At 52.0% G+C, this 24162-nt stretch carries 27 protein-coding genes; 24 read left to right on the top strand and 3 right to left on the bottom strand.

Features of this window, described 5'->3' with window-relative positions; all coding sequences use genetic code 11:
• Positions 1–7 precede the first annotated feature (7 nt).
• Both H581_RS0100820 and H581_RS0100815 read left to right on the top strand, forming a co-directional pair.
• Entirely contained in the window at positions 8–1342 is a 1335-nt protein-coding gene (locus H581_RS0100820) for a DUF2252 domain-containing protein (RefSeq protein ID WP_028608346.1), read from the top strand.
• Positions 1343–1523: 181 nt separating this feature from the next.
• Entirely contained in the window at positions 1524–2069 is a 546-nt protein-coding gene (locus H581_RS0100815; protein WP_028608345.1) for a glutathione peroxidase, read from the top strand.
• A 723-nt stretch (positions 2070–2792) separates the two neighbouring features.
• Here the strand turns inward: H581_RS0100815 and H581_RS0100810 are convergent.
• Entirely contained in the window at positions 2793–3995 is a 1203-nt protein-coding gene (locus tag H581_RS0100810) for a hypothetical protein (RefSeq protein WP_028608344.1), read from the bottom strand.
• A gap of 197 nt (positions 3996–4192) precedes the next feature.
• On the opposite strand from H581_RS0100810, the gene H581_RS0100805 reads away from it, so the two are divergent.
• The 12 genes from H581_RS0100805 (at position 4193) to H581_RS0100750 (ending at position 12424) form a co-directional block, all read left to right on the top strand.
• On the top strand, positions 4193–4444 hold the full coding sequence (locus H581_RS0100805) for a DUF7667 family protein (protein ID WP_028608343.1): 252 nt from the start codon (positions 4193–4195) through the stop codon (positions 4442–4444).
• A 144-nt stretch (positions 4445–4588) separates the two neighbouring features.
• Entirely contained in the window at positions 4589–6250 is a 1662-nt protein-coding gene (locus H581_RS0100800) for a glutamine--tRNA ligase/YqeY domain fusion protein (RefSeq protein ID WP_028608342.1), read from the top strand.
• Between the two features lie 170 nt (positions 6251–6420).
• Positions 6421–7014, top strand: a complete 594-nt coding sequence (gene mobA / locus H581_RS32635) for a molybdenum cofactor guanylyltransferase (RefSeq protein WP_084134398.1) — start codon at positions 6421–6423, stop codon at positions 7012–7014.
• A gap of 104 nt (positions 7015–7118) precedes the next feature.
• The gene (locus H581_RS0100790; protein ID WP_028608341.1) at positions 7119–7550 is read left to right on the top strand and encodes a hypothetical protein; all 432 of its coding nucleotides are present in this window, start codon (positions 7119–7121) and stop codon (positions 7548–7550) included.
• A 15-nt stretch (positions 7551–7565) separates the two neighbouring features.
• A complete protein-coding gene (locus tag H581_RS0100785) occupies positions 7566–8072 on the top strand; it encodes a GNAT family N-acetyltransferase (RefSeq protein ID WP_028608340.1) in 507 nt (168 codons plus the stop codon).
• A complete protein-coding gene (locus H581_RS0100780; protein ID WP_028608339.1) occupies positions 8069–8782 on the top strand; it encodes a metallophosphoesterase in 714 nt (237 codons plus the stop codon). The genes H581_RS0100785 and H581_RS0100780 overlap by 4 nt, the downstream gene beginning before the upstream one ends.
• 39 nt (positions 8783–8821) lie before the next feature.
• Complete coding sequence (locus H581_RS38555) at positions 8822–9283, top strand: VanZ family protein (RefSeq protein ID WP_028608338.1); 462 nt, start codon at positions 8822–8824, stop codon at positions 9281–9283.
• 33 nt (positions 9284–9316) lie between these two features.
• Positions 9317–10378, top strand: a complete 1062-nt coding sequence (hisC, locus tag H581_RS0100770; RefSeq protein WP_028608337.1) for a histidinol-phosphate transaminase — start codon at positions 9317–9319, stop codon at positions 10376–10378.
• Entirely contained in the window at positions 10378–10827 is a 450-nt protein-coding gene (locus tag H581_RS0100765; protein WP_028608336.1) for a hypothetical protein, read from the top strand. Before hisC ends, H581_RS0100765 begins: the two co-directional genes overlap by 1 nt.
• 81 nt (positions 10828–10908) lie before the next feature.
• Positions 10909–11334 carry a DMT family transporter gene (locus tag H581_RS0100760; RefSeq protein WP_342663376.1) on the top strand — a complete coding sequence of 142 codons (426 nt, stop codon included), beginning with the start codon at positions 10909–10911 and terminating at the stop codon, positions 11332–11334.
• Positions 11335–11336: 2 nt separating this feature from the next.
• Positions 11337–11660 carry a DMT family transporter gene (locus tag H581_RS0100755; RefSeq protein ID WP_028608334.1) on the top strand — a complete coding sequence of 108 codons (324 nt, stop codon included), beginning with the start codon at positions 11337–11339 and terminating at the stop codon, positions 11658–11660.
• A 56-nt stretch (positions 11661–11716) separates the two neighbouring features.
• Entirely contained in the window at positions 11717–12424 is a 708-nt protein-coding gene (locus H581_RS0100750; protein WP_425414566.1) for a serine/threonine-protein kinase, read from the top strand.
• An 81-nt stretch (positions 12425–12505) separates the two neighbouring features.
• Here the strand turns inward: H581_RS0100750 and H581_RS0100745 are convergent, their stop codons facing one another.
• Entirely contained in the window at positions 12506–12715 is a 210-nt protein-coding gene (locus H581_RS0100745) for a hypothetical protein (protein WP_028608332.1), read from the bottom strand.
• 254 nt (positions 12716–12969) lie between these two features.
• Between H581_RS0100745 and H581_RS0100740 the strand changes: the two genes are divergently transcribed.
• From H581_RS0100740 to H581_RS0100710, 7 genes are all read left to right on the top strand, one after another.
• Complete coding sequence (locus H581_RS0100740; protein WP_028608331.1) at positions 12970–13389, top strand: RrF2 family transcriptional regulator; 420 nt, start codon at positions 12970–12972, stop codon at positions 13387–13389.
• Positions 13390–13461: 72 nt separating this feature from the next.
• On the top strand, positions 13462–13773 hold the full coding sequence (trxA, locus tag H581_RS0100735; protein WP_028608330.1) for a thioredoxin: 312 nt from the start codon (positions 13462–13464) through the stop codon (positions 13771–13773).
• Between the two features lie 266 nt (positions 13774–14039).
• Positions 14040–14822, top strand: coding sequence for a glycosyltransferase family 2 protein (locus tag H581_RS0100730; RefSeq protein WP_245599848.1), 783 nt, complete (start codon positions 14040–14042; stop codon positions 14820–14822).
• A gap of 92 nt (positions 14823–14914) precedes the next feature.
• On the top strand, positions 14915–15259 hold the full coding sequence (locus H581_RS0100725; protein ID WP_028608328.1) for a DUF2304 domain-containing protein: 345 nt from the start codon (positions 14915–14917) through the stop codon (positions 15257–15259).
• Entirely contained in the window at positions 15259–15603 is a 345-nt protein-coding gene (locus tag H581_RS0100720; RefSeq protein ID WP_028608327.1) for an EamA family transporter, read from the top strand. The genes H581_RS0100725 and H581_RS0100720 overlap by 1 nt, the downstream gene beginning before the upstream one ends.
• A gap of 33 nt (positions 15604–15636) precedes the next feature.
• Positions 15637–16902: a phospholipid carrier-dependent glycosyltransferase gene (locus tag H581_RS0100715; RefSeq protein ID WP_051250361.1), complete on the top strand. Its 1266-nt coding sequence runs from the start codon at positions 15637–15639 to the stop codon at positions 16900–16902.
• Positions 16903–17035: 133 nt separating this feature from the next.
• Entirely contained in the window at positions 17036–19411 is a 2376-nt protein-coding gene (locus H581_RS0100710; RefSeq protein ID WP_028608325.1) for an S-layer homology domain-containing protein, read from the top strand.
• A gap of 68 nt (positions 19412–19479) precedes the next feature.
• Here the strand turns inward: H581_RS0100710 and H581_RS38265 are convergent, their stop codons facing one another.
• Complete coding sequence (locus H581_RS38265; RefSeq protein ID WP_169507391.1) at positions 19480–19626, bottom strand: hypothetical protein; 147 nt, start codon at positions 19624–19626, stop codon at positions 19480–19482.
• 555 nt (positions 19627–20181) lie between these two features.
• On the opposite strand from H581_RS38265, the gene ychF reads away from it, so the two are divergent.
• From ychF to H581_RS38705, 3 genes are all read left to right on the top strand, one after another.
• Positions 20182–21282, top strand: a complete 1101-nt coding sequence (ychF, locus tag H581_RS0100700) for a redox-regulated ATPase YchF (RefSeq protein ID WP_028608324.1) — start codon at positions 20182–20184, stop codon at positions 21280–21282.
• 345 nt (positions 21283–21627) lie between these two features.
• Positions 21628–22698, top strand: coding sequence for a peptide chain release factor 1 (prfA, locus tag H581_RS0100690; RefSeq protein ID WP_028608323.1), 1071 nt, complete (start codon positions 21628–21630; stop codon positions 22696–22698).
• 300 nt (positions 22699–22998) lie between these two features.
• On the top strand, positions 22999–24078 hold the full coding sequence (locus H581_RS38705) for a N5-glutamine methyltransferase family protein (RefSeq protein WP_051250360.1): 1080 nt from the start codon (positions 22999–23001) through the stop codon (positions 24076–24078).
• The last annotated feature ends 84 nt before the right edge of the window (positions 24079–24162 follow it).

The raw sequence follows: 24162 nt of genomic DNA, 5'->3' as shown, positions 1-24162 counted from the left end.
AACGAATATGGATTCGAAACTGACGGAACGGGTGAAGCTAACTCAGAACAAGCTGAGAAAACGGACGCTGTCCGCGATTTTTCAAGAATTCGATCAGAAGATTATGAAGCTCGAGCGAGGCAAGCGCGAAGAAAAGTATCGTAAAATGGCGCTGTCGCCGTTTTCTTTTTTTCGCGGCAGCGCTTATTTGTTTTATTTCGACGTGTCGCGCGAATGGTTTGCTTATCATACGCCTGCGGACCGTCCGACCTGGATTCAAGGCGACCTGCACTTCGAGAATTTCGGCGCCTTCCGTAATGAGCGAGGCACGTTGGTCTATGATGTGAACGATTTCGACGAGGGTTATTTGGGCTCGTACCTCAATGATCTGCTGCGGATGACGGTGAGCATTGCGCTCGTGTGCAGATTGAAGGAGCAGACGGTCGCGGAGCAAATCCGTGCGATTGAGGCTTATTTGCAAGCCTATTCGAAGCAAATGCGCAGGTTTGCGAAGGGGAAGGACGATCCCGGGACGTATGCGGTCGACATGCAGCAGGCGGAAGGGCCGGTCAAAAAGCTGCTGAAGAAGCTGCAGCAGCGGAAGGACGAGCATTTCCTGGAGAAGGTAACGGCTCTCGTGCAGGAGGATCGCAAGTTCGCTTCATCGGAGGAAATCGTGCCGCCGACGGACGAGGAGCGCGAAGCGCTGCTTGCGGCATGGCCGGACTATCTGGCATCGGTTACCGCGGACAGCGAGGAGGAGCAGCGTCATTTCGAGGTGAAGGACATCGCCGTGAAGCGCGGATCGGGAACGGCATCGATCGGCCTTGACCGGTTCTATGTATTAATAGAGGCGGGAGAAGTGGAACAAGGCGTGGACGATATCGTGCTTGAGGTGAAAGAGGTGCGCGTGCCGGTGCCGGCGTACTTTATGCCGTATGACGAGACGTTCTGGACGGAGTTCGAGCATCAGGGCAAGAGGGTGACGATGACGCAGAAGGCGATGCATCATGAAGCGGATCCGTACCTCGGCTGGCTGTCGATCGGAGAGCGCCATTTCTATGTGCGGGAGCGGTCTCCGTACAAGAAACGGTTGAAGCTGGAGAAGCTCGAGACGACAGGCGACCTTCTGTCCGTTACCGAGACGATGGGCAGGCTGACGGCGAAGCTCCATGCCCGGGCGGATGCCGACGTTGCACAGGGTATCCTTGCTTACCACAGCGAGGAGGGAATCGTGAAGGCCATGGGCGAAGACGAGGAGGCGTTCTGCGCTTCCATCTCGCATTGGGCGGTATCGTATGCGGATCAGGTCGAGCATGATTATATGCTGTTCACTGATTGGCTGACCGGAATCATAAAGTAGTCTTTAAATTTTCATATGACGTGACTTTGCGGTGCGCCTTGTCGATCTCTCATCCAGAGGGAGCAAGACGCACCTTTTTGGTTTGACATGCCTATATGCGGCGTGTTATTCTTTTGTTATATTAATTGTATACAATTTAATTTATTAAAATCTTTTGAAATCGACAAGGAGGATACAAACAATGAGCATTTATTCGTACAAGCTGGAGACAATTAAAGGTGAGCGGGTAAGCATGGAGCCGTACAAGGGGAAGGTGCTGGTCATCGTGAATACGGCAAGCAAATGCGGCTTTACCCCTCAATACAGCGATTTGCAGAAGCTGTATGAAGAATACAAGGAGCATGGCCTGGAGATCCTGGGTTTTCCAAGCAATCAATTCGGTGAACAGGAGCCGGGGGCGAATTCGGATGTGCAAAGCTTTTGCCAGATCAATTACGGCGTGTCCTTCCCTCTGTTCGCCAAGACCGACGTGCGCGACGAAACCGCACATCCGCTTTTCAAATACTTAACGGAAGCCGCGCCCTTCGAAGGCTTCGACACGAGCGAGCCTAGCGGCAAAATGCTGAACGCCTTTCTGGAGGAGAAGCTCCCTCATTACCTCCAGGGCAACTCGATCAAATGGAACTTCACGAAATTTCTGATCGACCGTGAGGGGCGCGTCGTCAACCGGTACGAATCGACCGCTGAACCGCTTGATATGAGAGGCGAAATCGAGCGGCTGCTCTAGTGCTCCCTCATTTAAAACAGAAATAGATGCGGCTTCCCGGCGAAAAAAAGCCCATATATTGGCTGTTTCGGTCGATTGGGAAGGAATAATAGCGTTTATCCGCGATCCGAAACGACAATTTTCAGTTGAAGCATTGAAACAACAACAGAGAGACATACCGGTAAAGGCACAAACACCAGGATGACGGGGCGGATGGGTATCTCACTCGTCCGGCGCGAAATACTCGGTAACTATGTTTAGACCATCTATCAACAGCATGTCCTTACGCTTTTGCATCATTGGAACAGAATCAGCCTCATGGCACAGGCTGATATCCTGTCCCTGCTTTTCTTCTTTCGATAAGACTTTCGATTCACAGGTAAAATAGTCCCGGAGTGAAAACGGACAGAAACGGCATGGCCGTTTCTGTCCGTTTAGTTATGTTTACAGCCGTGCGTACAAGGTGAGGCCCCCGAGACCGGCATGACAAATAAAGATTATAATTATGCAAAAATGATTAACTCATATTCCCAAGAATTGAATCGAAGTGCTGTCCATTTATGCCTAATTTATTGGCTATAATCAATAATCTACCAAGAGGGATCGATTGAAGAATTGATGGGTGATTATATGCAAAATAGATGATGAAACGATGAGTAAATGATAGAGGTAGATCTCGCGTGATCGCTCGTTCGTGCAGCTGATAATGGATATGTGAAATTTGTATATTTTCGCATAGATAAGTTAATCTTCGCGCTCAAGCGCAAGCTCTCTTAAGGCTGTCTCCAGCTCATCCCATTCCGCAGGGCAAGCCAACTCCTTATGACGGGCTTCGCCCGCTTTCGAGAAGGCCTGACCGGCCTCGTGCCGCTTCCCTGTCAGCCATGCCGTCGTGCCGCACAGCAGCGCATATTGCTGAACCTCGTCTTCCGACTCTGGCGGATCCGCAGAAATATGCTCCATCGCTTTATTCAGCCGGCCGGCCTGAATGCTGGATTCCGTGACTAAGCCCTTCGCGGCGGGTTCCGGCTCGACCAGTTCAAGCTGGTTCATCGCCTGCTGAAAATCCGCATTCAGACTGTAGAGCATAGCGGCCGCAAGGCCATCCTTTCCGTAGAACAGCCATTCCTCCATTTGACGTACCGTTTTCTTCTCATCCGGCGTAATGGCCGTAAAGCTGTAGCTTCGAACCGCTTGTCTCGTTAAGCCTTGTTTTGTTTCGATCGCGGATAGGAAGCGGTAATATTTGCGCAGAGCATCGATCTTTCCTTCCTTGACGGCCAGTCCGAATGAGGAGAGAAGAGCCCCTTTTGCACGTTCCAAATCATAAATCAAATACCGGTAAACCGCATGATTAAATAGGTCCTGCACCGCAATCGCTTCATTGCTCTCCGCGTGCTCGCGCAGCTTCCGTTCATAGCCGTCCGCGAGGCTGCGCTGCTGCAGTCTTGCGAGCGGTTTCGGCGTGTAGCCGTCAAGTGTCCAGAAAAACGCCTGCAGCGTAAGCAAGTCACATCCCTCATCACGCCCGTCCAGCAGAAAGACATGCTCCGTACAGAAGGTCTGCTTCAAGTAATAAGGCTCCGAGTCTACGATAATCAAATCGGCGTGGCCGCAAAGCCATTTTCGGCATTTTGTCAAAAGCGCGGGCTCGTTCTCCCTGGGTGAGCGCGGCATGGCGATCAGCTTCTTCGGAGCCGCCGCAATAGCGATGGGGGCCAAATACGGCTGCATCACGACGGCGACGGATTCGTTCCAATCCATATCCGACGTTTGATTCATGGAAATAGCGGTTAGTCCGGCAGGAACCGGATCGGATTGGAATTGACTCGTTACGATATAGACGGGATGTCGATCCATTAGCTTCTCGAACAGCTTCTGATAGAGAACGGGGATATCGCTCCAGGGGCCGTCCGGAAAAATAATAATGGAAGAAGCGTTCGCCATCGGTTCACCATCCATTCCAATAAAATTCTGAATTCGCTTTTATGAAGCCTATGCAGGGCAGCTTGTTCGAATGCAGATATCTTTTGGGGAAGCAGTCATGCTAGCGACTTTGTTATCGGATTGGATTATGAAGCTGCAAAGTTTGGGCGATGCTTGGAATGTAAGCCATATTCTATTGCCGAAAGAAGGTCATGCACATGGTCGGTATTCATCCCGTACACCGCAGGCTGGCGGAACTTACTATTAAAGCAAAGGCAATCGGCGGCTATCAACTGCTCACGCAGAATGAGAAACTGGAACTCGACCATTGCCTGGCGGTTAACCTTGATTTGATCTTGAAGCTGGACTCGTTGAAATCGCTCGCTTTCATTGCTTATGACACCGGAGATACGTCCTGGCATCAGGATATTTGCGCAAGGATTGAAGCGCTGGAGACGAAGATGATCTGAGAGGGTATAAAATAATGCCTAAAGCGCTCCTGAGGTAAATGGGGCAGCTTGCCCATCGTCATGTCTTATATTTTCAAGGAATATTGTGTATGATAGGAGGATGAATATTTTCCGTGGAAAGGGTGGTCGCAGGTGGAGAACACAATGGAAAACAAGTCCTCATCCTCGAATTTTATTAAAAACATTGTTATCGAAGATTTGAAGAGCGGCCATGTACAGGAGGTTGTTACTCGCTTCCCGCCGGAGCCGAACGGCTACTTGCATATTGGCCACGCCAAGTCGATCTGCTTGAACTTTGAGCTTGCCGATGAGTTTAAAGGCAGAACGAACTTGCGTTTTGACGATACGAATCCGCTGAAAGAAGATACGGAGTACGTGGAATCCATTCAAGAGGATGTCCGCTGGCTCGGCTTCGAATGGGACGAGCTTCGATTTGCCTCGGATTATTTCGAAGAGCTGTATAACCGCGCCGTGCTCCTGATCAAGAAGGACAAAGCTTTTGTCTGCGATCTGACGGCCGATCAAATGCGCGAATATCGCGGTACGCTGACCGAGCCCGGCAAGGAAAGTCCTTACCGGAACCGCAGCGTGGAGGAAAATCTCGATCTGTTCGCGCGCATGCGCGCAGGCGAGTTCAAGGACGGCGAACGGGTGCTTCGCGCGAAGATCGATATGGCATCGCCGAATATTTCGCTGCGCGATCCTGTCTTGTACCGTATTGCTCATACGCATCATCACCGCACGGGCGACGCTTGGTGTATTTACCCGATGTATGACTACGCGCATCCGATAAGCGATGCGATCGAAGGCGTGACGCATTCGATCTGCACGCTGGAGTTCGAGGATCACCGTCCGCTCTACGACTGGACGATCGCCGAATGCGAGATGGAATCGAAGCCGCGTCAATACGAATTCGCCCGCTTGAACGTAACGAATACCGTTATGAGCAAGCGCAAGCTGAAGCAGCTGGTGGATGAGGGCGTTGTTGACGGCTGGGACGATCCGCGCATGCCGACGATCAGCGGACTTCGCCGCAAAGGCTACACGCCAGAAGCGATGCGCGCGTTCTGCCGCGAGATCGGCGTGTCGAAGAGCAACAGCCTCGTTGACGAGCGGAATCTGGAGCATTTTATAAGAGAAGACTTGAAGCTGAAGGCGCCTCGCACGATGGCGGTCCTCCGTCCGCTTAAGGTTGTTATTACAAATTATCCGGAGGGTCAAACCGAGCTCCTGGATGCCGAGAATAACGCCGAGAACGAGGAAATGGGCATTCGACAAATTCCTTTTTCCCGCGAGCTGTACATTGAACAGGACGATTTCATGGAAAATCCTCCGAGCAAATATTTCCGACTTTTCCCGGGAAATGAAGTGCGTTTGAAGAACGCTTATTTCATTACTTGCCAAGAGGCCGTCAAGGACGACGCTGGGAATGTTGTCGAATTGCGCTGCACCTACGATCCGGAGACGAAGAGCGGAAGCGGCTTTACCGGACGCAAGGTGAAGGGCACCATTCACTGGGTAGAGGCATCCCAGGCGGTTACTGCCGAGTTCCGGTTGTTCGAACCGCTCATTACGGATGAAGCGGATGAGGACGGCAAGCCGTTCCTGGAGTGCATCAATCCGAATTCACTGGATGTGCTGGAGGGCTTCGTCGAGCCGAACATGAAGGAAGCGGCCGGCGGCGACAAGTTCCAGTTTTTCCGGCACGGCTACTTTAACGTCGATCCGAAGGATACGACGGAAGAAAAGCTGGCGTTCAACCGCATCGTATCGCTGAAGAGCTCGTATGATCCCGCGAAAGCTTAAGCCTAAACGTCAGTCAGCCTGCAGAGCGAGAACGCTCGGCAGGCTTTTTTTAAAAATATAAGCGTTATAGTTTTGCACTTATAACCAGGCTTATATGTCATAGCTTAAACAGTTGCGTCCTTTGACAAGGACGCCGACAGGCGTTACTTGCGATAGAAAGAGGTGAGGAAATGGCAAACAAACCGGTTCACGGTTTGATCTTGGCAGGGGGACAAAGTTCGAGAATGGGCACGGATAAAGCGCTGCTGCCGATCGGCGGGAAGCCGCTCCTCTATCAGTTGGCTGCGCAGGTGTCTGCATTTGCGCAGTCTTTAACGGTTGCGATTGGCGCGCCGGAGCGCGAGGCGGTTTACCGCGAGGGTCTTGACGACTTGGCTTCGCAAGCGAATTTCGTCACCGACCGGATTCCCGGCTGCGGACCGCTCTCGGGCTTGCATGCGGGTTTATCAGCGATTGGCGAAGGTTATACATTCGTCATGGCATGCGATATGCCGCGTCTATCGGTACCGCTGCTTCAAAGACTGATAAGCGCGGCGGATAGCGAGGCGGATGTCATTTGCTTATCCGGGCAGCCTTTCCATGCTCTATATCATTCGCGAACCGTGCGGGAGATCCGGAGGTCGCTGGAAGCGGGAGACTATCGGCTAATGGGGCTGCTCTCGAGGTTGAATACGTTCATGCTCGAGTTGCAAGAGGACGACCCGCTTTCTGTCTTCGCCAACTTGAACACGCCGGACGATTACAAGCGGTATATGGCGGATTAGCTGTATTTTTATGCGCTCAAGTGCCTTCCTCTGTGATATAATTCATCAAAGTTGAGTAAATGAAAGTTTCGCTTAAACGGATCCGGGGAGAGCAGGGAGAATCCATGGTCAAACGAATCGATTTCAAAGCGCTGACGGTAGGCGTGCTTATCTTTGCGTTTTGTTCGGTAGCCGCGGGTTTTGTGCTTGTTGCGGCGCTAGTCGAACTGTCTTATCAGACAAGCTATGAACTGATGAATAACACAAGCGAACTTATCGGCGAGTTTTTATTGGCGTGGCTCTCGATATTTTGTGCAGGGTATTACGCGCATAAAATATCAAAAAAGCCCGGCCTGGATCACAGCCTGCTGCTCGGTGCGATTATATTCGCCTATCAATTCTTCGGCACGATAGCGGCATTATTCGACCCGGAAAGCGATCCGTTCCTCCTTAATATCCTGTATGACGGTTCAATCGTTCTATTCGGTTATTTGGGCGGTAAATTTGCAAAGAGAAGGTTGTATAAGAAAAAAGCAATAATCTTAGACATCGAATAGTAAGAGGTGGCGAGCATGTACAGTCAGCATCCTTATGAAATTGTCGACGCGCAGGCAAGCGACCTGACACGGATCGTCGACATTTATAATTCAACCATCGCAAGCCGGATGGTGACGGCGGATTTGGAGCCGGCCACGGTGGAGAGCAAGCGGGCTTGGTTCGACGAACATTCGCCGAATCACAGGCCCCTGTGGGTGCTGCGCACGCAAGGAGAGATTGTCGCATGGTTCAGCTTTCAATCGTTCTACGGCCGACCCGCATATAACGCTACTGCGGAAATTAGCATTTATATTGCGGAGGAATTCCGTTCACGCGGATTGGGATCCATTCTTATCGAGAAGGCTATTGAGGAAAGCCCGCGACTGGGGCTCCATACGCTGCTGGGCTTTGTCTTCGGACATAACGAACCAAGTCTGGCGCTGCTTCGCAAGTTAGGATTCGAGCAGTGGGGGCATCTGCCAAGAGTGGCCGTGCTCGACGGCGTGGAGCGGGATTTAATTATCTCAGGCAGGCGCGTATGAAGCGAACGTTAGTGATCAGCGACATTCATGGCTGCTTTACGCCCTTTAACGATCTGTTGGCGCTTATGAAATATAATCCGGGCGAAGACCGGCTCGTTTTGCTGGGCGACTTCGTCGACAGAGGCCCGAGGAGCAGAGAAGTGGTGGAACGGGTTTATCAGCTTGTGCAGAAGGACGGCGCCATTGCGATCCAGGGCAACCACGATGAAAGGTTAGTAGACGTTATGCTGGAGCGCAGCGAGCAAGCATTAATGAAATTCTCCGGTCACGGCGGCCGACAGACCGCGGAGAGCTATGCGGGAATTCGGCAAGGGCCTATTCAGCATGTGATTGAACGCGCGAAGTCGGTCATTCTTGAGCGGTATCCGCATCATTTAACCTTTTTGGACGGGCTGCCATACTATCATGAGGATGAGCATTTTATTTATGTCCATGCCGGATTGAATCCGAATTATCCGAATTGGCGCCAGCAGCCGCCCAGAGATTTTCTTTATATGAAGGAACCGTTTCTGAGCAGGCCGACCGTCGTAAGCAAGACCGTTATTTTCGGACATACCAAAACGATTGATATCCACGGCAAGCCGAACATCTGGTTCGGCGACGGCAAAATAGGCATCGACGGCGGCTGCTCGAACGGCCATCAGCTTAACGGCTTGGAAATTACGGGGCCGGGCCGCTTCAAAACCTTTGCCGTGCCTTGGAGACCGTAAGCTACAAGAGCGGCTCTTCGAATGAGGTGAAGTGATACGATGTTTAAACGAGCGCATTTCAAAAGCATTCTGCTCAATCTATTGATTGCAGCTATGGCATTAAGCTACGCCGTCATTATGGGTTGGTTATTATTTTACCGCGACCGTTATTCCATTGAGGGGTACGCCTATAATCTCGTTCCTTTTAACACCATTAAACGCTACATTATCCATTACGATCATTTTAACTTCGACACCTGGTTCAAAAATTTATTCGGGAATATCGTCTTATTCGTCCCGATCGGTATCTTCCTGCCGTTGCTTAACAAGAAATACAAGCGGGTGCTCATATTGACGGCTGCGTCTATTGCGCTGATCGCCGTTGTAGAGCTGATCCAGATGCTGTCGAAGGTTGGAACTTTTGACATCGACGATATTATTTTGAATACATTCGGGGCGCTGCTGGGGTTGGTCCTGACAAGGTCGGCGCTTCAATCGCGGAACAAAATAATGGTAAAATAAATGCAGAGATGAACCCGAAAGGATGATCAGCCTTTGAGTAAATTTTGGAGTCCGCTGACGGCGTCGCTCGTACCGTATGTACCCGGAGAGCAGCCCAAGGATAAAACCTATATTAAGCTGAATACGAACGAAAATCCGTATCCGCCTTCACCGAAGGTGATCGAAGCGATCAAGGAAGCCGCAAATGCGGATTTGCGCCTGTACCCCGACCCGACCTGCGAAACGCTGGTGCAAAGAGCTGCTGAATACTATGGCTTGAAGCCGGAGCAGGTATTCGCAGGAAACGGCTCGGATGAGATATTGGCCTTCGCCTTCGCAGCCTTCTTCGATCCGTCCAAGAAGTTGCTGTTCCCGGACATTACCTACAGCTTCTATAAAGTATATGCGAAGCTTTACGGCTTGCAGGCGGAGCTTATTCCGCTGGACGAGCGGTTCCATGTTCCGATCGACCGGTTCCTGCCGGACAACGGCGGTATCATTATTCCGAATCCCAACGCGCCGACCGCTCAGCTCATCCCGCTGGAGCAGATCCGGACGCTGCTCGAGAATAATCCGGAGCAAGCCGTTATTATTGACGAGGCGTATATTGATTTCGGCGGTGAGTCGGCGGTGCGGCTTATCCCGGATTATCCGAATCTTCTGGTCGTGCAGACATTGTCGAAATCCCGTTCGCTTGCAGGCTTGCGCGTCGGATTCGCATTCGGCAGCGAGGAGCTGATCGAAGGTCTTAACCGGATCAAAAATTCATTTAACTCCTATACGCTTGACCGCCTTGCCCTGGCGGGCGCGATTGCTTCCTTCGAGGATGAGGCCTACTTCAAGGAAACGGCCGCCAAGGTAACGGCTACCCGCGAACGCACATCGGAACAGCTGGCTGCTCTCGGCTTCAAGGCAACCGATTCAAAGGCGAATTTCGTGTTCATTTCGCATCCGGTATTGCCGGCCAAACAAATCTTTGGCCGGCTTCGCGATAAAGGCGTGCTCGTCCGTTATTTCGATCAGCCGCGAATAAATGAATATTTGCGCGTCAGCATCGGTACGGATGAGGAGATGGATTCATTGATCCAAGCGCTCCGCGAAATCACGGAGGCATAATGGAAGTTGCAGTGAGGGAACAAGAAGTTTCTAAAGAGCAGGCGCTGTTTCGGCGTTCCCTTCGCCATGTGTTCCTGCTGAGCGCCCTCTATGCGCTGGCAGGAAACGCCTTCTTATATGCTTCGTATTATAACAGCCGCATAGTGGATTGGAGCTATCTCATCAGCGCGATCATGATTGCGGCATTCGCCGTTCCGGTCGTGCTGCTGTTCCGGAACCGGCATTGGTATATTCCGGTATTTATTATTTTATTCTGGATCCCGTTCAGCGTTTTGTTTGCATTCTTATTGAGCAGAGTGCTGCCCATGACGGGGGATCCTTATGATTTTGGCTTGCTGCTCGTCTATTATTTAATCCTGAATGTCATCGCCATAGTGCTTGGGATTGCGTTAGGGATGATTGTGAATGCGTTATGGCTGCTTTGGAGCAAACTGAAGAAGAAGGTATAGAAGAAAGAAGCGGGACTGTTCTCAAGCGGCATCGGCTGCTCGAACGGTCCTGCTTTATTTTGCAATCGGCGGAGTATTCGATTGACGACAGACTGGAATGAGATCGGCAAGAGAGGATTGGTTTACACGATGCCTTGGATTTATTTGCTGCTGGCCGGTTTTTTGGAGGTCGGCTGGACATTCGGATTAAAATATTCGGAAGGATTTACCCGGCTCGTTCCGAGCCTTGTTACGATTGTTCTGCTTGCGGCGAGCTTTATTTTGTTCGCGCGGGCTATGAGGACGATAGAGATTGGCGTCGCGTATGCGATGTTCACGGGAATCGGAACGGCAGGCACGGTAATCGCGGGCATATTCGTGCTGAACGAGCCGGCGGATTTCTGGCGGCTGTTCTTTATTGCGGTATTAATCGGCGGCATTATCGGACTGAAGCTCGTGTCGAAGGAGAAGCCGGCCGAAGCCGGGAAGAATTCCGGACGGCAATCCTTTGAAACGGGAGGTTCTTAAAGATGGCATGGCTCTATTTGATTATTTCCGGCTTTGGCGAGGTCGGCGGCGTTACGTTCATGAAACTCTCCGACGGCTTTAAGCGCTGGAGGGGAACGGCGGGCGCAATTGCAGCCGGCTTCGTCAGCTTCTACTTCTTGTCGAAAGCGCTCTTGACGATCCCGATCAGCACCGCATACGGAATATGGACGGGGATCGGCTCGATCGGCAGCGTCGTGCTGGGCATGAGTCTATTCGGAGAATCGCGGGATTGGCGCAAGGTTTTGTTCCTGGCGATGATCATAACCGGCGTCATCGGCCTGAAAATCGTAAGCGGCGGTCATTGACGGACCGGTCTTTCTTTTTGCGCTTCCGCGTTTTACAATGAAAAGATGTGCATATCATGGCGGAAACGAAAGGGGCGCAATCGATAATGGAGGAGAAAGAGCTGCAAGAACTCATTGCGCTTACGAAGCGGTCGCTCCTTCCGGGCCTTGAGATATATAGCGTGAACACAGGGGACCCCGTTCGGGTGAACAGCGCGCCGGAGGACTGGAAGCTGCTGGGCGCGGGCAATTACGCGGGCGTATTCGCGCATCGCGATTATCCGGATACTGTCGTAAAGGTATACGCTCCCGGTCGTGAAGGCTGGGAGAGCGAGAGCGAGGTGTACCGGAAGCTTGGCGTTCATCCGGCATATTCGACTTGTTATTACGCAGGCGAGCATGACGGCTATTACTATTTGATCTTAAAACGTTTAAAAGGGAAAACCTTATATCAATGCCTCATTGAGGGCGTACCGATCCCCAAAAGCGCAATTGACGATATCGACGGGGCGCTCGAATACGCTCGCTCGCGCGGCTTGAATCCGCATGACGTTCATGGCAAAAATGTGATGGTCAGCGACGGGCGGGGCGTCGTCGTCGATATTTCCGATTTTCTGAAGGATGAGTCGTGCACGATGTGGGATGATCTGAAGCGGGCATATAACCGGATTTACATGCCGTTTCTGTCCAGAAATCCGGTGCCCGTGCCCGAGTGGGTCATGAACGGCGTCCGTAAGGGCTACCGCTTCATGCGTCATTCGTCGGTGCTCGGCCGCTCGTCCTAATGAAATCGGATAAAAGCAGCGGCTGCCGCATAAACGGAGCCGCTGCTTGGCGAAGCAATTGTGAAGCGTTGCCGGACTGGTTTAGTGCTCTTCGTCAAAAGCATCCAAAAGCACTTTAGCCCGATCGGCGTCCTTCTTAAGCACATGAATCCGTTTCAAGGAACTTCCTTCAATGGTAATTTTGGTTTTGAGCCCGTTTGCCTTAAAGTGCGCTTGAAGTCGGTCAATCAGCTCTGATCTAGAGCCTCCTTCCGTGCGTACGGCAATCCATCGATTCCAAAATAGCGCCATTTTCAATCACCTCCTTAAAGTTTTGCAAAGCAAAACCGGATTCGGAAGCATGTGCCGCCCGTGTTGCTTGGCAAGACGGGAGTAGAAGCACATTTCATATGTATTCTCCAGCAATTTGATACAGACCAAATTCTAGCGGAGAATAAGAGCAAGCCGCGCGCTGCATGCTAAGAAAGAAATCCGGCGACCTGACTATTGACAAAAGTAACTGTAACTGATAAAATTACAGTACAAAGCAGGGAGGCCCGTTTACAGTGAACAGCGAATTTACCATTGCCGTACACAGTCTCGTTTACTTAGCTTATTTGCCGGAGAGAATGGCAAGCAGCGATCTGATCGCCGAAAATGTAGGCACGCATTCCGCACGAATCCGCAAAGTCATGAGCGGCCTGCGCCGCAGCGGCTATGTCGATACGCGCGAAGGCTCAGGCGGCGGCTATAGGCTGACGATTGATCCGGGCGTCGTAACGCTGGCGGATATTTATCGCGTGATGGCTCAAGGCTCGCTGATTCCGAGCTGGTGCTCGGGCAATCCGGAGATGGATTGCGTGGTAGGCTCGAATATGAATCAGGTGATGTTTGGCATCTTCTGCAAGGCGGAGAAACAGCTGGAGGATCATTTCAACGCCATAACCATCCAGGATGTGCTGAATCAAATTCATGCTTGCGGCTAACGGCGAGGCTATAACAACCGGTGAGACGGGTTTTCCCTTTATCATACAAACTGTTTGGAGAGGATGATTGAAATGGCAGTAGCACTTACGAAAGACAACTTTACAAAAAGCATTGAGAGCGGCGTTTCCCTTGTAGACTTTTGGGCGCCATGGTGCGGACCTTGCAAAATGCAGCTTCCGATCGTGGAGGAATTATCGACTGAACTGGAAGGCCAAGCGGTAATCGGCAAAATCAATGTAGACGAAGAGCCTGAGCTTGCTTCGCAATTCGGCGTTATGAGTATCCCGACCCTCATTTTGTTCAAAGACGGCCAACCGGTTGACAAAATGGTCGGCGTACAAAGCAAAGATGCATTGAAATCGAAAATTTCCGGTCAAATGTAAGCAACAAATCCGGAGCATCGCACGTCTAAATATCGTCTGGAATCAGCTGGAGCTGATTACCGGGCGGTATTTTTTTTCTTGAATTCCATTTGTCTAGTAAATAACATTTACTATAATAGTTAACATATGGAATGATTTGATGAGGAAAATCGACAAAATTTACACATATTCACAACCATTTCTGTTGCTTTCTAATAGAGAAGTTAGTAGAATTGAAATAATTGTGTGTTTTGTGTGCCTAAATTGATTGATGGAGTGATGATGGAGTGAACGCAGTCATTTCGAAAGCGGACGATACGGTTACCGGCGAGTCCCTGCGGCAAGGTCTTACGTCTTCAAAAATACTAATCATAATTCCGGCTTATAATGAAGAACACAGCATAAGCCATGTCATCCAGGATGTGAAGACACATTGCCCGTCCGCTCATATACTTGTGATCAACGACGGCTCGAAGGACCGGACCAAGGAGGTTGCTGAAGCAAACGGCGCTGCCGTCATCTCACTCCCGACTAATCTAGGCATAGGCGGCGCAATGCAGACCGGATATCGTTATGCTTACCGCTACGGTTATGACGTGGCTGTACAGGTGGATGGAGACGGACAACATAAAGCGGAGCAGCTTCATCTGATTTTGTCGCCGGTATTGAGCGGCAAGGCTGATCTTGCGATCGGCTCGAGATTTATCGAACAAACGGGTTTCCTGTCGTCGGCTACGCGCAGAGTCGGCATTAAAATTTTGTCCACGATCGTCAGCGCGATGACGCGCAAGCGCGTATTGGATGTCACAAGCGGCTTCCGCGCGGCTAACAAGCGTGCGATAGCGGTGTTTCAAAGCGACTATGCTACGGACTATCCGGAGGTTGATTCGATTGTGCTTATTCATCGCAGCGGACTTCGCACCAGTGAGGTAGCTGTCGTTATGGAAGCCCGGACGGGCGGCACTTCATCTATAAATGCCATGCGTTCGGTGTATTATATGATCAAGGTCACACTTTCTTTGTTTATTCGAAGCTTAAAGGCGACCAAGCCGGCAGAAGTTCAATCGTAGGGTTGCTTACGGAGTTGCGTTTGCTGCGCAAACATTTAAGTGAATGCTTACGAAGATATGTTTGCTGCGCAAACATTTGAGGAGGATACACCATGCAAGCCTTGTGGATTATCACAAGCATAGGTTTTTTATTCGTGCTGATTATGTTAATCAACCGCAGACTGCTGCGGGAGCAATACTCGATGCTTTGGCTCTTATTCGGCGTTGTTATGCTGATTTTATCCGTACGGGTTCAAATTATTGACGCTTTGGCCGATGCCGTCGGCATCGATTATGCGCCGGCCCTGCTGTTCCTGGTCGGTATTTTGTTCTGTGTCGCCCTTATCTTGCACTTGACGGTAATCGTGTCAAAGCTGTCGGAGAAGGTCATACGGCTGACGCAGGAGCTTGGCATCCTGCATCACGAGCTGCATGAACGCAAAAGGTCGGATTCCTGATGGCTTATATCGTATTGTTTCTGAACATACTGCTGCTTGTTTCCGGTCAACTGCTATGGAAAGAGGGAATGAACAGGCTGGATACGGCAAAGGGCGACACGTGGGTTTCATTGCTGTGGTCGCCGCATATTTGGTCGGGGCTTGTGCTCTACGGCGTAGCAACGGTCTTATGGTTGTACGTGCTGAAGAAGCTGCCGCTTAGTCTGGCTTACCCGCTGCAAAGCATGGCATATGTTATCGCTCTCGTGGCAGCCGTTTTTATATTCCACGAATCGGTGCCGCTGCAGCGCTGGATCGGAGCGGCCATCATTTTGGTCGGTGTCGTTGTTTTAGCTTGGAAATAAGGTTTTTGCAAGGGTTGAGGGGGACTGTCGGTTTTGTTGGATTATATGAGAAAAAATAAAGTGTGGACGGTGATGATCGTCCTTATTTTTCTGCTCGCCTTCTGGCTGCGGGCGGATTTTCTAACCTCGGTCAAGCACAATATTTCGCATGATACGAAATATTACGACGAAATGGTTCACCGTCTGCTCGACAAAGGCATTTATTCCTATAAGGAAGAGGTGCCGAATGCAAGGGTAACCCCGGGTTATCCGTTGTTTATGACAGCTATGTACCTTGTCGCCGACCAAATCGGCGTGGAACCGTTTCCTCTGATTCGCTGGGTGCAGGTGCTGATCAGCTTAGCCTCGTTAGCTCTGATGTACATAATCGCGATGCAGGCTACGAAAAATAAATGGGTGGCTTTCTTCGCAATCCTTGCCGGTGCGATTTATCATCCGTTTATTTGGACGACGGGCGCGGTACTGACCGAGACGCTTGCGCTGTTCCTGCTGATGGGCTACTTGTCCATGCAGCTGTATGCTTTCCGTACGCAGCGGAAGCGCGATGCGGCAATTGCCGGTCTCCTCCTGGGACTTACGGTTCTGGTGCGGGCTGAGTTTTTGCCCTTATTCGTACCTTTGTACGGCGTGTTTCTGCTGCAGCAATGGTTTAAAGCGAAGGGCGAGCGGGTGTCCGGCGGTCCGTCGAAATGGAGCATTTTCAAAAAGGTCGCCCTGCTCGGCATTATTACCGGCCTCTGTTTATCTGCCGCGATGCTGCCGTGGTGGATCCGCAACGTGGTGACACTGGGTGAGCTTGTCTTGACGGCATCGCAATCGAACCCGTTCTCCGCCGGCACTTATCCGAATAAGGATTACACGGATCGGATCGTACCGAAGCCGAAGGAGATGTCTCAAGAGGATTATGCTTGGGCGCGACTGAAAGCGGGCTTTACGACGCAGACGTGGAAATACGTGAAATGGTATACGGTTGGCAAGCTGGAATATACATATGGGCATATGTTCTTCGGGTCGGGTCATTCGCCGATTTACCATGCCTATCCGAATGTCGCCTATCTGCATATTTTTGTGGTGTACAGTACGATTTTATCGCTGCTTGCGCTCGTATGGCGTTGGAGGCATCCTGCCGCCATACTTGCGGTTGTCATCATCATTATGTCGATGATCCGATTGGTCTTCGTGCCGGAATACCGTTATAACTTTACGGTGATGCCGTTATTTATTATTTTGTCAGTATGGCTTTGCGTTTATGTTTGGCAGAAGCTGCGGACTTATGTAAAGCGCAGCGGAACGGCCTAATTAATGAAACGGACCGAGACTATCCTTTGACTTGTTAAGGGGTAGTCTTTTTTTAATGTTCGACTGCAACTTCCTCCTAATATGATGCGTCTAATTGCATGAATGTAATGGAAAAGCACTGGAGGGCGATGCAGTGAAGAAGAATAAACGAACGAAGCTGGCAGCGGTGCTGTCAATGGCGATGCTGCTGAGTGCGATGCCGGCTGCGGCATTTGCTGAAAGCGCGGTCATTTCTGAGCGTGCGGGTGCTGCGGCATCCGGGTCGGAGGATGGGATCGCTGTGACGGATAAAGCGGAGGTTCCGGTTGATGTAGCTGTGACGAAGGAGAAAGCGGAGGCGCTTGCAAGACAGTATGTAAGCATTCCCAAGGAGTATTCGCTTCAGGGAGCCAATTTTTCAACGGATGTGATCAGCGGCGGGAAACGTAATGCCTGGGGTTTTGATTTCGTGAAGAAAGTGAACGGCAAGCATGTCGGCAGCATTTACGTACGCATTCACGCTGACAGCGGACAGCTGCTCGATTTTAACTCTTACACGGATAACCCGTCCGCCAAACCGACGTATCCGCTGAAGGTCGAGCGCGATGCTGCCCAGCAGATCGCACTCCAATTCATTGGAACGACAGCCGCCGGCTACAAGGATCAAATTCAATACAATCCGGATTACGGCGTGCAGCTGCTTCCTCCTCTTTCGGGGGCGGTAACCCATGTCATCCGCTATGACCGGATCGTCAATAATATCCCTTATGTCGATAATTATATCGAGCTTCAAGTAGACAGCGAGGGTCATATTACAAGCTATTCCCTGCAGTGGGACGATACGGTCACATTTCCTAAAGCCGATTCGAATCTGACGCTCGAAGAAGCAAATGCAAAGCTGCGCGAAGCGGCGGCTCCACAGCTATCCTATATCGTGCCGTATAACACGAAAGGCGTTCGCAAGCCGATGCTGAGCTATGACCTGCAGCCGATCGCAGTGGATGCCGTGACGGGCGAGGTAAAAGGGCAGACGGAAGGACAGTTTTTCAGGGCGGGAACGGTCGCAGAATCACCGATAAGCGAGAAGCCGCTAGGCGAAGCGCCTAAGGCAGGCACGATTACGGAGAAGCAGGCCGCTGAAGCCGTGAAGGCCGCATTTAAACTGCCGGCGGATGCGGAGCTGAACGGCTCCAATTACAGCGAGCAGAATAATGAAGGCACCGGAGTAACCGAAGCTTACTGGAGTTTGAACTGGAGCATAAAGAAGGACGGCAAGGAAGCGGGTTCCGCTCACGCGACCGTGGACGGACGTACGGGGGCCGTCCGCAGCTTCTACATTTATAACTACGATGAGCAAGCGGCAGCGGGGCAAAATATACCGCTCGAGAAAGCCGTGACGCTGGCGGTTGACGCCGTGAAGAAGCATCTTCCGTGGCTGACGCATGAGCTGTATGCGGTTAACCCTGATCCGAAGCAATATGAGGGCAAGCAAGCTGGCGAGTACCGTCAATACTATATTAGTTTCCTGCACAAAATTCACGGAGCGACGGCGGAATATGACAACGTAAGCGTCGCGATCGATTCGCGTACGGGCGAGGTCGTCAATTTCGATGCTTATCTTTCAAGCTTCGCTTATCCGTCGGAAGCGCCGGCTTTGATTTCGAAGGAAAAAGCGGTGGATAGCTGGCTGGATTATTACAGGACGCAGCTGACCTACCGGCTGGTGCAGCAGTTCTCCTGGAACGGCCAGCCGATTCCGATCGAGAAGTACAACTTGATGATGGCTTCCGGCGAGATCAAATCGAATGAAGTGACGACGACGGCACAGGCGGAGCTGGTATACCGTCTGGTTCCGAAGCTGATCGACGAATCCGTATTTCTCGATGCCGAAACAGGCGAGTGGCGCAATCGGGAGACAGGCGAGGCGACGCAGCTGGAGAAGCCGCAGGCAACGGATATCGAGGGGCATTGGGCTCAGCGCCAGCTGGAGCTGATGGTCGCTTATAAAGCGCTTGACGTAAAAGACGGAAAGGTGCGGCCGAATGAAGCGGTGACGCGCGGCGAATTGATCAAAATGCTCGTACTGGCAAGAAACAGCGGGCGTTCGCCGATTTTGTACGGCGCGGCGGATATGTCGCAAGCGAAAGCGTCCTTCAATGACGTGGCAACGGATTCGAGCTACTTTGTTTATGTAGAAAGCGCGCTGGAACAGAACCTGATCGATCTTGGGGACGGCTCATTCAATCCGGACGGCAAAGTGTCCCGGGACGAGATGGCGGAGCTGATCGTTCGGGCGTTAGGTTTCAATTCGCTCGCGAATTACGATTATATTTTTCAAACGTCGTTCAAGGATACGGCGCAAATCGAGAATAAAGGACAGGCGGCGATTGTGGTCGGCTTGAAAATTATGAATCTGGCCGACGGCAAGTTCCTGCCGAAGAAGCAGGTGACGCGCGCGGAGGCGTCGGTCGCGTTCTTCCGTTATTTGCAATCGCGGGCCGAGCTGCAGGAAGCCCCGCTTCGGATGTAAAGATTAAACGGCCTGAAGGCCTCCAGCTGGAAGCTGGGACCTTCGGGCCTTTCTCTTTTAAGCGTTTCCTATTTATCCGTCCGTTTCTTCCTGGCGGAGAAATTCGAAACGGATTTCGTATCCTCCAAATTGTCGTTGACGAATGCCATGTCTTGATTTTTGGCCTGCATGTTCGTCGTGCCGGTGTAATTGCCCTTGTGCTTCCGATTTTCCATAAAGTCACCTCCAATAGCGGTTGTGAAGACAAGCTTCGCTGTATATGCGCGTAGTCAACTAATCTTGCCGGGATCCATACGCTTAAAGTTGGTCGGCGATGCTTCGAGACGGTTTGAAGCATGTATCATGAGTATTGCATTGGTAGTATTTCCGAGGGCGCGCGAACCATTCCTGCCTATTTTCATTCCTTAAGCAAATTGGGCTAACCGGAGCCGGTTTGTTTCGAATTCTGAACGTATCTGTCATGAAGTGACTTAATCTATATAAGTTGAACGAAAGAAACGGAAGCGTGGAGCGGAGAGAGCAAATCGTTCTGGAGAAACGAAGTGGTCGCTTTTTGCAGTCTAAATTGGTTACCAAACAGGGTTTACCTATTCAGACCATTTGGCTGGAACAGCGATCGTAAGAATGATTTGCTCTCGCAGCGATAACAGCTGATGTAAATCAATAGTTCAACTTAATCGGCGCAAGCGGTTGGCACTTTCTTTGTGGGGGAGCCTGGGGTATAATAGCTGAAGTTATTTATTTTCGGGAAAATAGGGGTGTCTTATAGCATGGCATTGAAAGCAGGGATCGTCGGTTTGCCGAACGTGGGGAAATCGACTTTGTTTAACGCGATTACACAAGCTGGGGCAGAATCTGCCAACTATCCTTTTTGTACAATAGATCCGAACGTCGGCGTTGTAGAGGTGCCGGACGAGCGTCTGGATAAGCTGGTCGAGCTTGTAACGCCAAAAAGCATCGTTCCGACCGCGTTTGAATTTGTCGATATTGCCGGTCTGGTTGCCGGCGCAAGCAAAGGCGAGGGACTTGGCAATAAGTTTCTGGCGCATATCCGCGAGGTGGATGCGATCGTGCACGTCGTCCGCTGCTTCCAGGATGAGAATATTACCCATGTTGCCGGTAAAGTAGACCCGATCAGCGACATTCAGGTTATTAATCTCGAGCTTATTCTGGCCGATATCGATTCCGTCGATAAAAAAATCGAACGCTCACGCAAAAATCTGAAGAGCGGGGACAAGAAAATCGCGCAAGAGGTCGAGGTGCTTGAGCGGGTTAAAGAGGCGCTCTACAACGATCAGCCTGCGCGCAGCCTGGAGCTGACCGACGATGAGAAGCTGCTGGTCCGAGATCTTCACCTGCTTACAATGAAGCCGGTGCTGTATGCGGCCAACGTCAGCGAGTCTGAGGTTGCGGATACCGACGGGAATGAATATGTGCAGCAAGTGCGTCAATTCGCGGCGCAGGAAAATGCCGAGGTTGTGCCGATCAGCGCGAAAGTGGAATCGGAGATCGCCGAGCTTGAAGGCGAGGACAAGGAAATGTTCCTGGAGGAGCTGGGTATGGCGGAATCGGGTCTTAATCGTCTGATTCGCGCGGCTTACAAGCTGCTGGGGTTATACACGTATTTTACGGCGGGCGTGCAAGAGGTTCGCGCTTGGACGATTCGCAACGGCACCAAAGCGCCTCAGGCAGCGGGAGTTATTCATACCGATTTCGAGCGCGGCTTCATTCGCGCCGAGGTAGTATCGTATTCCGATCTCGTAGCGGCAGGCTCGATGGTAGCCGCCCGCGAGAAGGGCCAGGTTCGCCTGGAAGGCAAGGACTACGTCGTGCGGGACGGCGACGTCATGCACTTCCGTTTTAACGTATAGGAATCGGATGGCATATAGCCCTGTAAGTGCGTACTTGCACTTGCGGGGCTTTGTTGAGGTGGAAGACGAGTCGCATTTCGCGGACGAAAACGGTAAGTGCGCAGGTGAGCTCCAGGTTGGAATTTACGGGAGACAAGAGCTAGGAACGGCTGGAAAGCCGGTTAAATGAGTAGCAAAATCCGGTTTACGGGCATATGAAATGAGGAAGGCATGGCTGGAGCGGCCGATAATGGCGTAATGATGGCTTTAATTGGGGCGCTGTCAATCGAAACCAGCTGTCGATACAAAGCCTGCCGTATGGTATAATAAAGATTATCCTAATGGAATAAACAGAGGTGAATGATTGTGTTAGACCGTTTACAAGCACTCGCCGACCGGTATGAGAAGCTGAGCGAGCTGTTATGTGATCCGGACGTGTCCAGCGATCCAAAACGGCTTAGGGAGCTTTCCAAGGAGCAGTCGGATTTACAAGAGGCCTACGAGGCCTATACGGAATATAAGCAAGTGTCGGAGCAGCTTGAAGACGCCAAGCTGATGCAGGCTGAGAAGCTCGATGACGAAATGCGCGAAATGGTCAAGATGGAGATTGAAGAATTGAGCGAGCGGAAAGCAAGGCTCGATGAGAAGATTCGTCTTGTGCTGCTGCCGAAAGACCCGAACGACGACAAAAACGTCATCGTGGAAATCCGCGGAGCGGCCGGCGGCGACGAAGCTGCATTGTTCGCTTACGATCTATACCGCATGTATACGAAGTTCGCGGATACGCAAGGTTGGCGCGTAGAACTGATGGAATTTAGCGAAAACGATCTGGGCGGCTTTAAAGAGGTTATTTTTATGATTAACGGCAAGGGCGCTTACAGCAAGCTGAAGTTCGAGAGCGGGGCGCATCGCGTACAGCGTATTCCGGCAACGGAATCCGGCGGACGCATTCACACATCCACATCGACGGTTGCCGTTATGCCGGAGGTCGAGGATGTGGAGGTTGAAATTCTCGACAAGGACATTCGCGTAGATACGTTCTGCTCCAGCGGTGCAGGCGGCCAATCTGTCAATACGACAAAATCCGCCGTTCGCGTATTGCACGTGCCGACGGGCATTATGGCGACTTGTCAGGATGGCAAATCGCAGAACGAGAACAAAGCGAAAGCTCTTCAGGTGCTTCGTGCCCGCATCTTCGATATTCGCCGGCAGGAGGAAGAGGCGAAATATGCGGGCGAGCGGAAGAGCAAGGTCGGTACGGGTGACCGCAGCGAGCGGATTCGCACGTATAACTACCCGCAAAGCCGCGTAACCGATCACCGCATCGGCCTAACGCTGCACAAGCTTGACGCGGTTATGAACGGCGACATTGAAGAAATTATTTCGTCGCTGACGATCGCGGAGCAAGCGGAGCTCATGGATCGTGAAATGGTGTAACAAAACTGCGCTGGGCTGCCGGATACTTGCGAATTGCAAGCGGCTGCCCGGCGTTTTTGTTGAAAAAATTTATAGGAATGGCACATACAATTAGGCAAATATTTCACTGCGGTACCGTTTTTCGATGAGCTTGCTTCATGAGTTGCTTGGAAAATACGGAGGAAACGGTTACGTCCCGGGAAGGGCGTCGACAGGCGTTTCCGCTTGCCGAATTCGTAAAGTCCGGACAGTTAGAAGGATATAACGAACTGGCGTAGGCGGATTGAACAGATAACGTTATTTGGAAGGGGCGGCTAAAGGATGAACGGACAAACGGGTGGTCCATGGTTTGCCGAGCCGTTAACGATTCGGGAGGCATGTTTGCGTGCTGCCGCGATTTTAAAGGCGGAGGCGGTCGAGGAGCCGCGTAATAATGCGGAGCTGCTGCTTATGCACGTGCTCGGCATAGATCGGGCTTCGCTGCTCCGCGATGGAGGCGACTCGTTTCCGTCGGAACGGCTGGCGGCATGGGAGCGGTTTGTACGCCGCAAGGCGGCAGGAGAGCCGGTGCAATATATGATCGGCGAACAGTGGTTCTACGGCCGTCCGTTTGCGGTATCGCCGGCTGTGCTCATTCCCCGGCCCGAGACGGAGCTGCTCGTCGAAGCTGTCATCGAAGCCGCTGACCGCCTATGGCCGGCATCGGCGGTTGGTGAGGGCGGGCAGGAGCGAAGAGCGGACGGCGAGCGCGGTGCTCATATGAGTGAGGGGAAGGAGCGAAGTGCGGAGGACGGAGAACGTACCGCTCATGTGAGCGGTGAGCTGGAGCGAAGTGCGGCGCCGACGGTAGTCGACGTCGGCACCGGCAGCGGCGCCATCGCCGTGACGCTGGCTGCGCAGCGTCCCCGCTGGCGCGTGAGCGCGTCCGACCTGTCGCCGGACGCGCTGGCTGTCGCCCGCACGAACGCGACCCGCCATGAGGCGGCGGACCGCATGGCGTTCGTGCAGGGCGACCTGCTCGCGCCCTTCGTGCCGGGGCGCGAACCCCGGGGCAGCTCCGCTGCCCCGCACGTCGGCTTGGCCATCGACGTGCTGGTGTCCAATCCGCCATACATTCCGGCGGCGGATTTGCAGGGCTTGCAGCGCGAGGTGCGCGACTATGAGCCGCACCTCGCGCTGGACGGCGGGGCGGACGGGCTCGAGCCGTACCGCCGCATGCTGGAGCAGCTGCCTCTGCTTGCGAAGCTGCCGCGCATCGTCGCTTTCGAGCTCGGCATGGGTCAGCCGCGTATCGTAGCCGACATGCTGCGCAGCATCGGCGCTTGGGATGACATCCGCATCATCGACGATTATGCGGGAATCGAGCGCCACGTTATCGCCGTACAAACGCACCCGGTATAAGGCGATCCAGGTTTCGCTTATGACACAAAGGAGCCGTCTTGATTTATCAAGACAGCTCCTTTTAATTTTATCGCGATAGCTATA

The sequence above is a fragment of the Paenibacillus harenae DSM 16969 genome (assembly GCF_000422465.1).
In the GTDB taxonomy this organism is placed as follows: Bacteria; Bacillota; Bacilli; order Paenibacillales; family Paenibacillaceae; genus Pristimantibacillus; species Pristimantibacillus harenae.
This window is presented reverse-complemented; position numbering and strand designations above follow the sequence as displayed.

Bases quoted from the DNA above. Each gene is read 5' to 3' on its own strand.
- H581_RS0100820 (WP_028608346.1), top strand. From the start codon at position 8: ATGGATTCGAAACTGACGGAACGGGTGAAGCTAACTCAGAACAAGCTG.
- H581_RS0100815 (WP_028608345.1), top strand. From the start codon at position 1,524: ATGAGCATTTATTCGTACAAGCTGGAGACAATTAAAGGTGAGCGGGTA.
- H581_RS0100810 (WP_028608344.1), bottom strand. From the start codon at position 3,995: ATGGCGAACGCTTCTTCCATTATTATTTTTCCGGACGGCCCCTGGAGC.
- H581_RS0100805 (WP_028608343.1), top strand. From the start codon at position 4,193: ATGGTCGGTATTCATCCCGTACACCGCAGGCTGGCGGAACTTACTATT.
- H581_RS0100800 (WP_028608342.1), top strand. From the start codon at position 4,589: ATGGAAAACAAGTCCTCATCCTCGAATTTTATTAAAAACATTGTTATC.
- mobA (WP_084134398.1), top strand. From the start codon at position 6,421: ATGGCAAACAAACCGGTTCACGGTTTGATCTTGGCAGGGGGACAAAGT.
- H581_RS0100790 (WP_028608341.1), top strand. From the start codon at position 7,119: ATGGTCAAACGAATCGATTTCAAAGCGCTGACGGTAGGCGTGCTTATC.
- H581_RS0100785 (WP_028608340.1), top strand. From the start codon at position 7,566: ATGTACAGTCAGCATCCTTATGAAATTGTCGACGCGCAGGCAAGCGAC.
- H581_RS0100780 (WP_028608339.1), top strand. From the start codon at position 8,069: ATGAAGCGAACGTTAGTGATCAGCGACATTCATGGCTGCTTTACGCCC.
- H581_RS38555 (WP_028608338.1), top strand. From the start codon at position 8,822: ATGTTTAAACGAGCGCATTTCAAAAGCATTCTGCTCAATCTATTGATT.
- H581_RS0100765 (WP_028608336.1), top strand. From the start codon at position 10,378: ATGGAAGTTGCAGTGAGGGAACAAGAAGTTTCTAAAGAGCAGGCGCTG.
- H581_RS0100755 (WP_028608334.1), top strand. From the start codon at position 11,337: ATGGCATGGCTCTATTTGATTATTTCCGGCTTTGGCGAGGTCGGCGGC.
- H581_RS0100750 (WP_425414566.1), top strand. From the start codon at position 11,717: ATGGCGGAAACGAAAGGGGCGCAATCGATAATGGAGGAGAAAGAGCTG.
- H581_RS0100745 (WP_028608332.1), bottom strand. From the start codon at position 12,715: ATGGCGCTATTTTGGAATCGATGGATTGCCGTACGCACGGAAGGAGGC.
- trxA (WP_028608330.1), top strand. From the start codon at position 13,462: ATGGCAGTAGCACTTACGAAAGACAACTTTACAAAAAGCATTGAGAGC.
- H581_RS0100725 (WP_028608328.1), top strand. From the start codon at position 14,915: ATGCAAGCCTTGTGGATTATCACAAGCATAGGTTTTTTATTCGTGCTG.
- H581_RS0100720 (WP_028608327.1), top strand. From the start codon at position 15,259: ATGGCTTATATCGTATTGTTTCTGAACATACTGCTGCTTGTTTCCGGT.
- H581_RS38265 (WP_169507391.1), bottom strand. From the start codon at position 19,626: ATGGAAAATCGGAAGCACAAGGGCAATTACACCGGCACGACGAACATG.
- ychF (WP_028608324.1), top strand. From the start codon at position 20,182: ATGGCATTGAAAGCAGGGATCGTCGGTTTGCCGAACGTGGGGAAATCG.
- H581_RS38705 (WP_051250360.1), top strand. From the start codon at position 22,999: ATGAACGGACAAACGGGTGGTCCATGGTTTGCCGAGCCGTTAACGATT.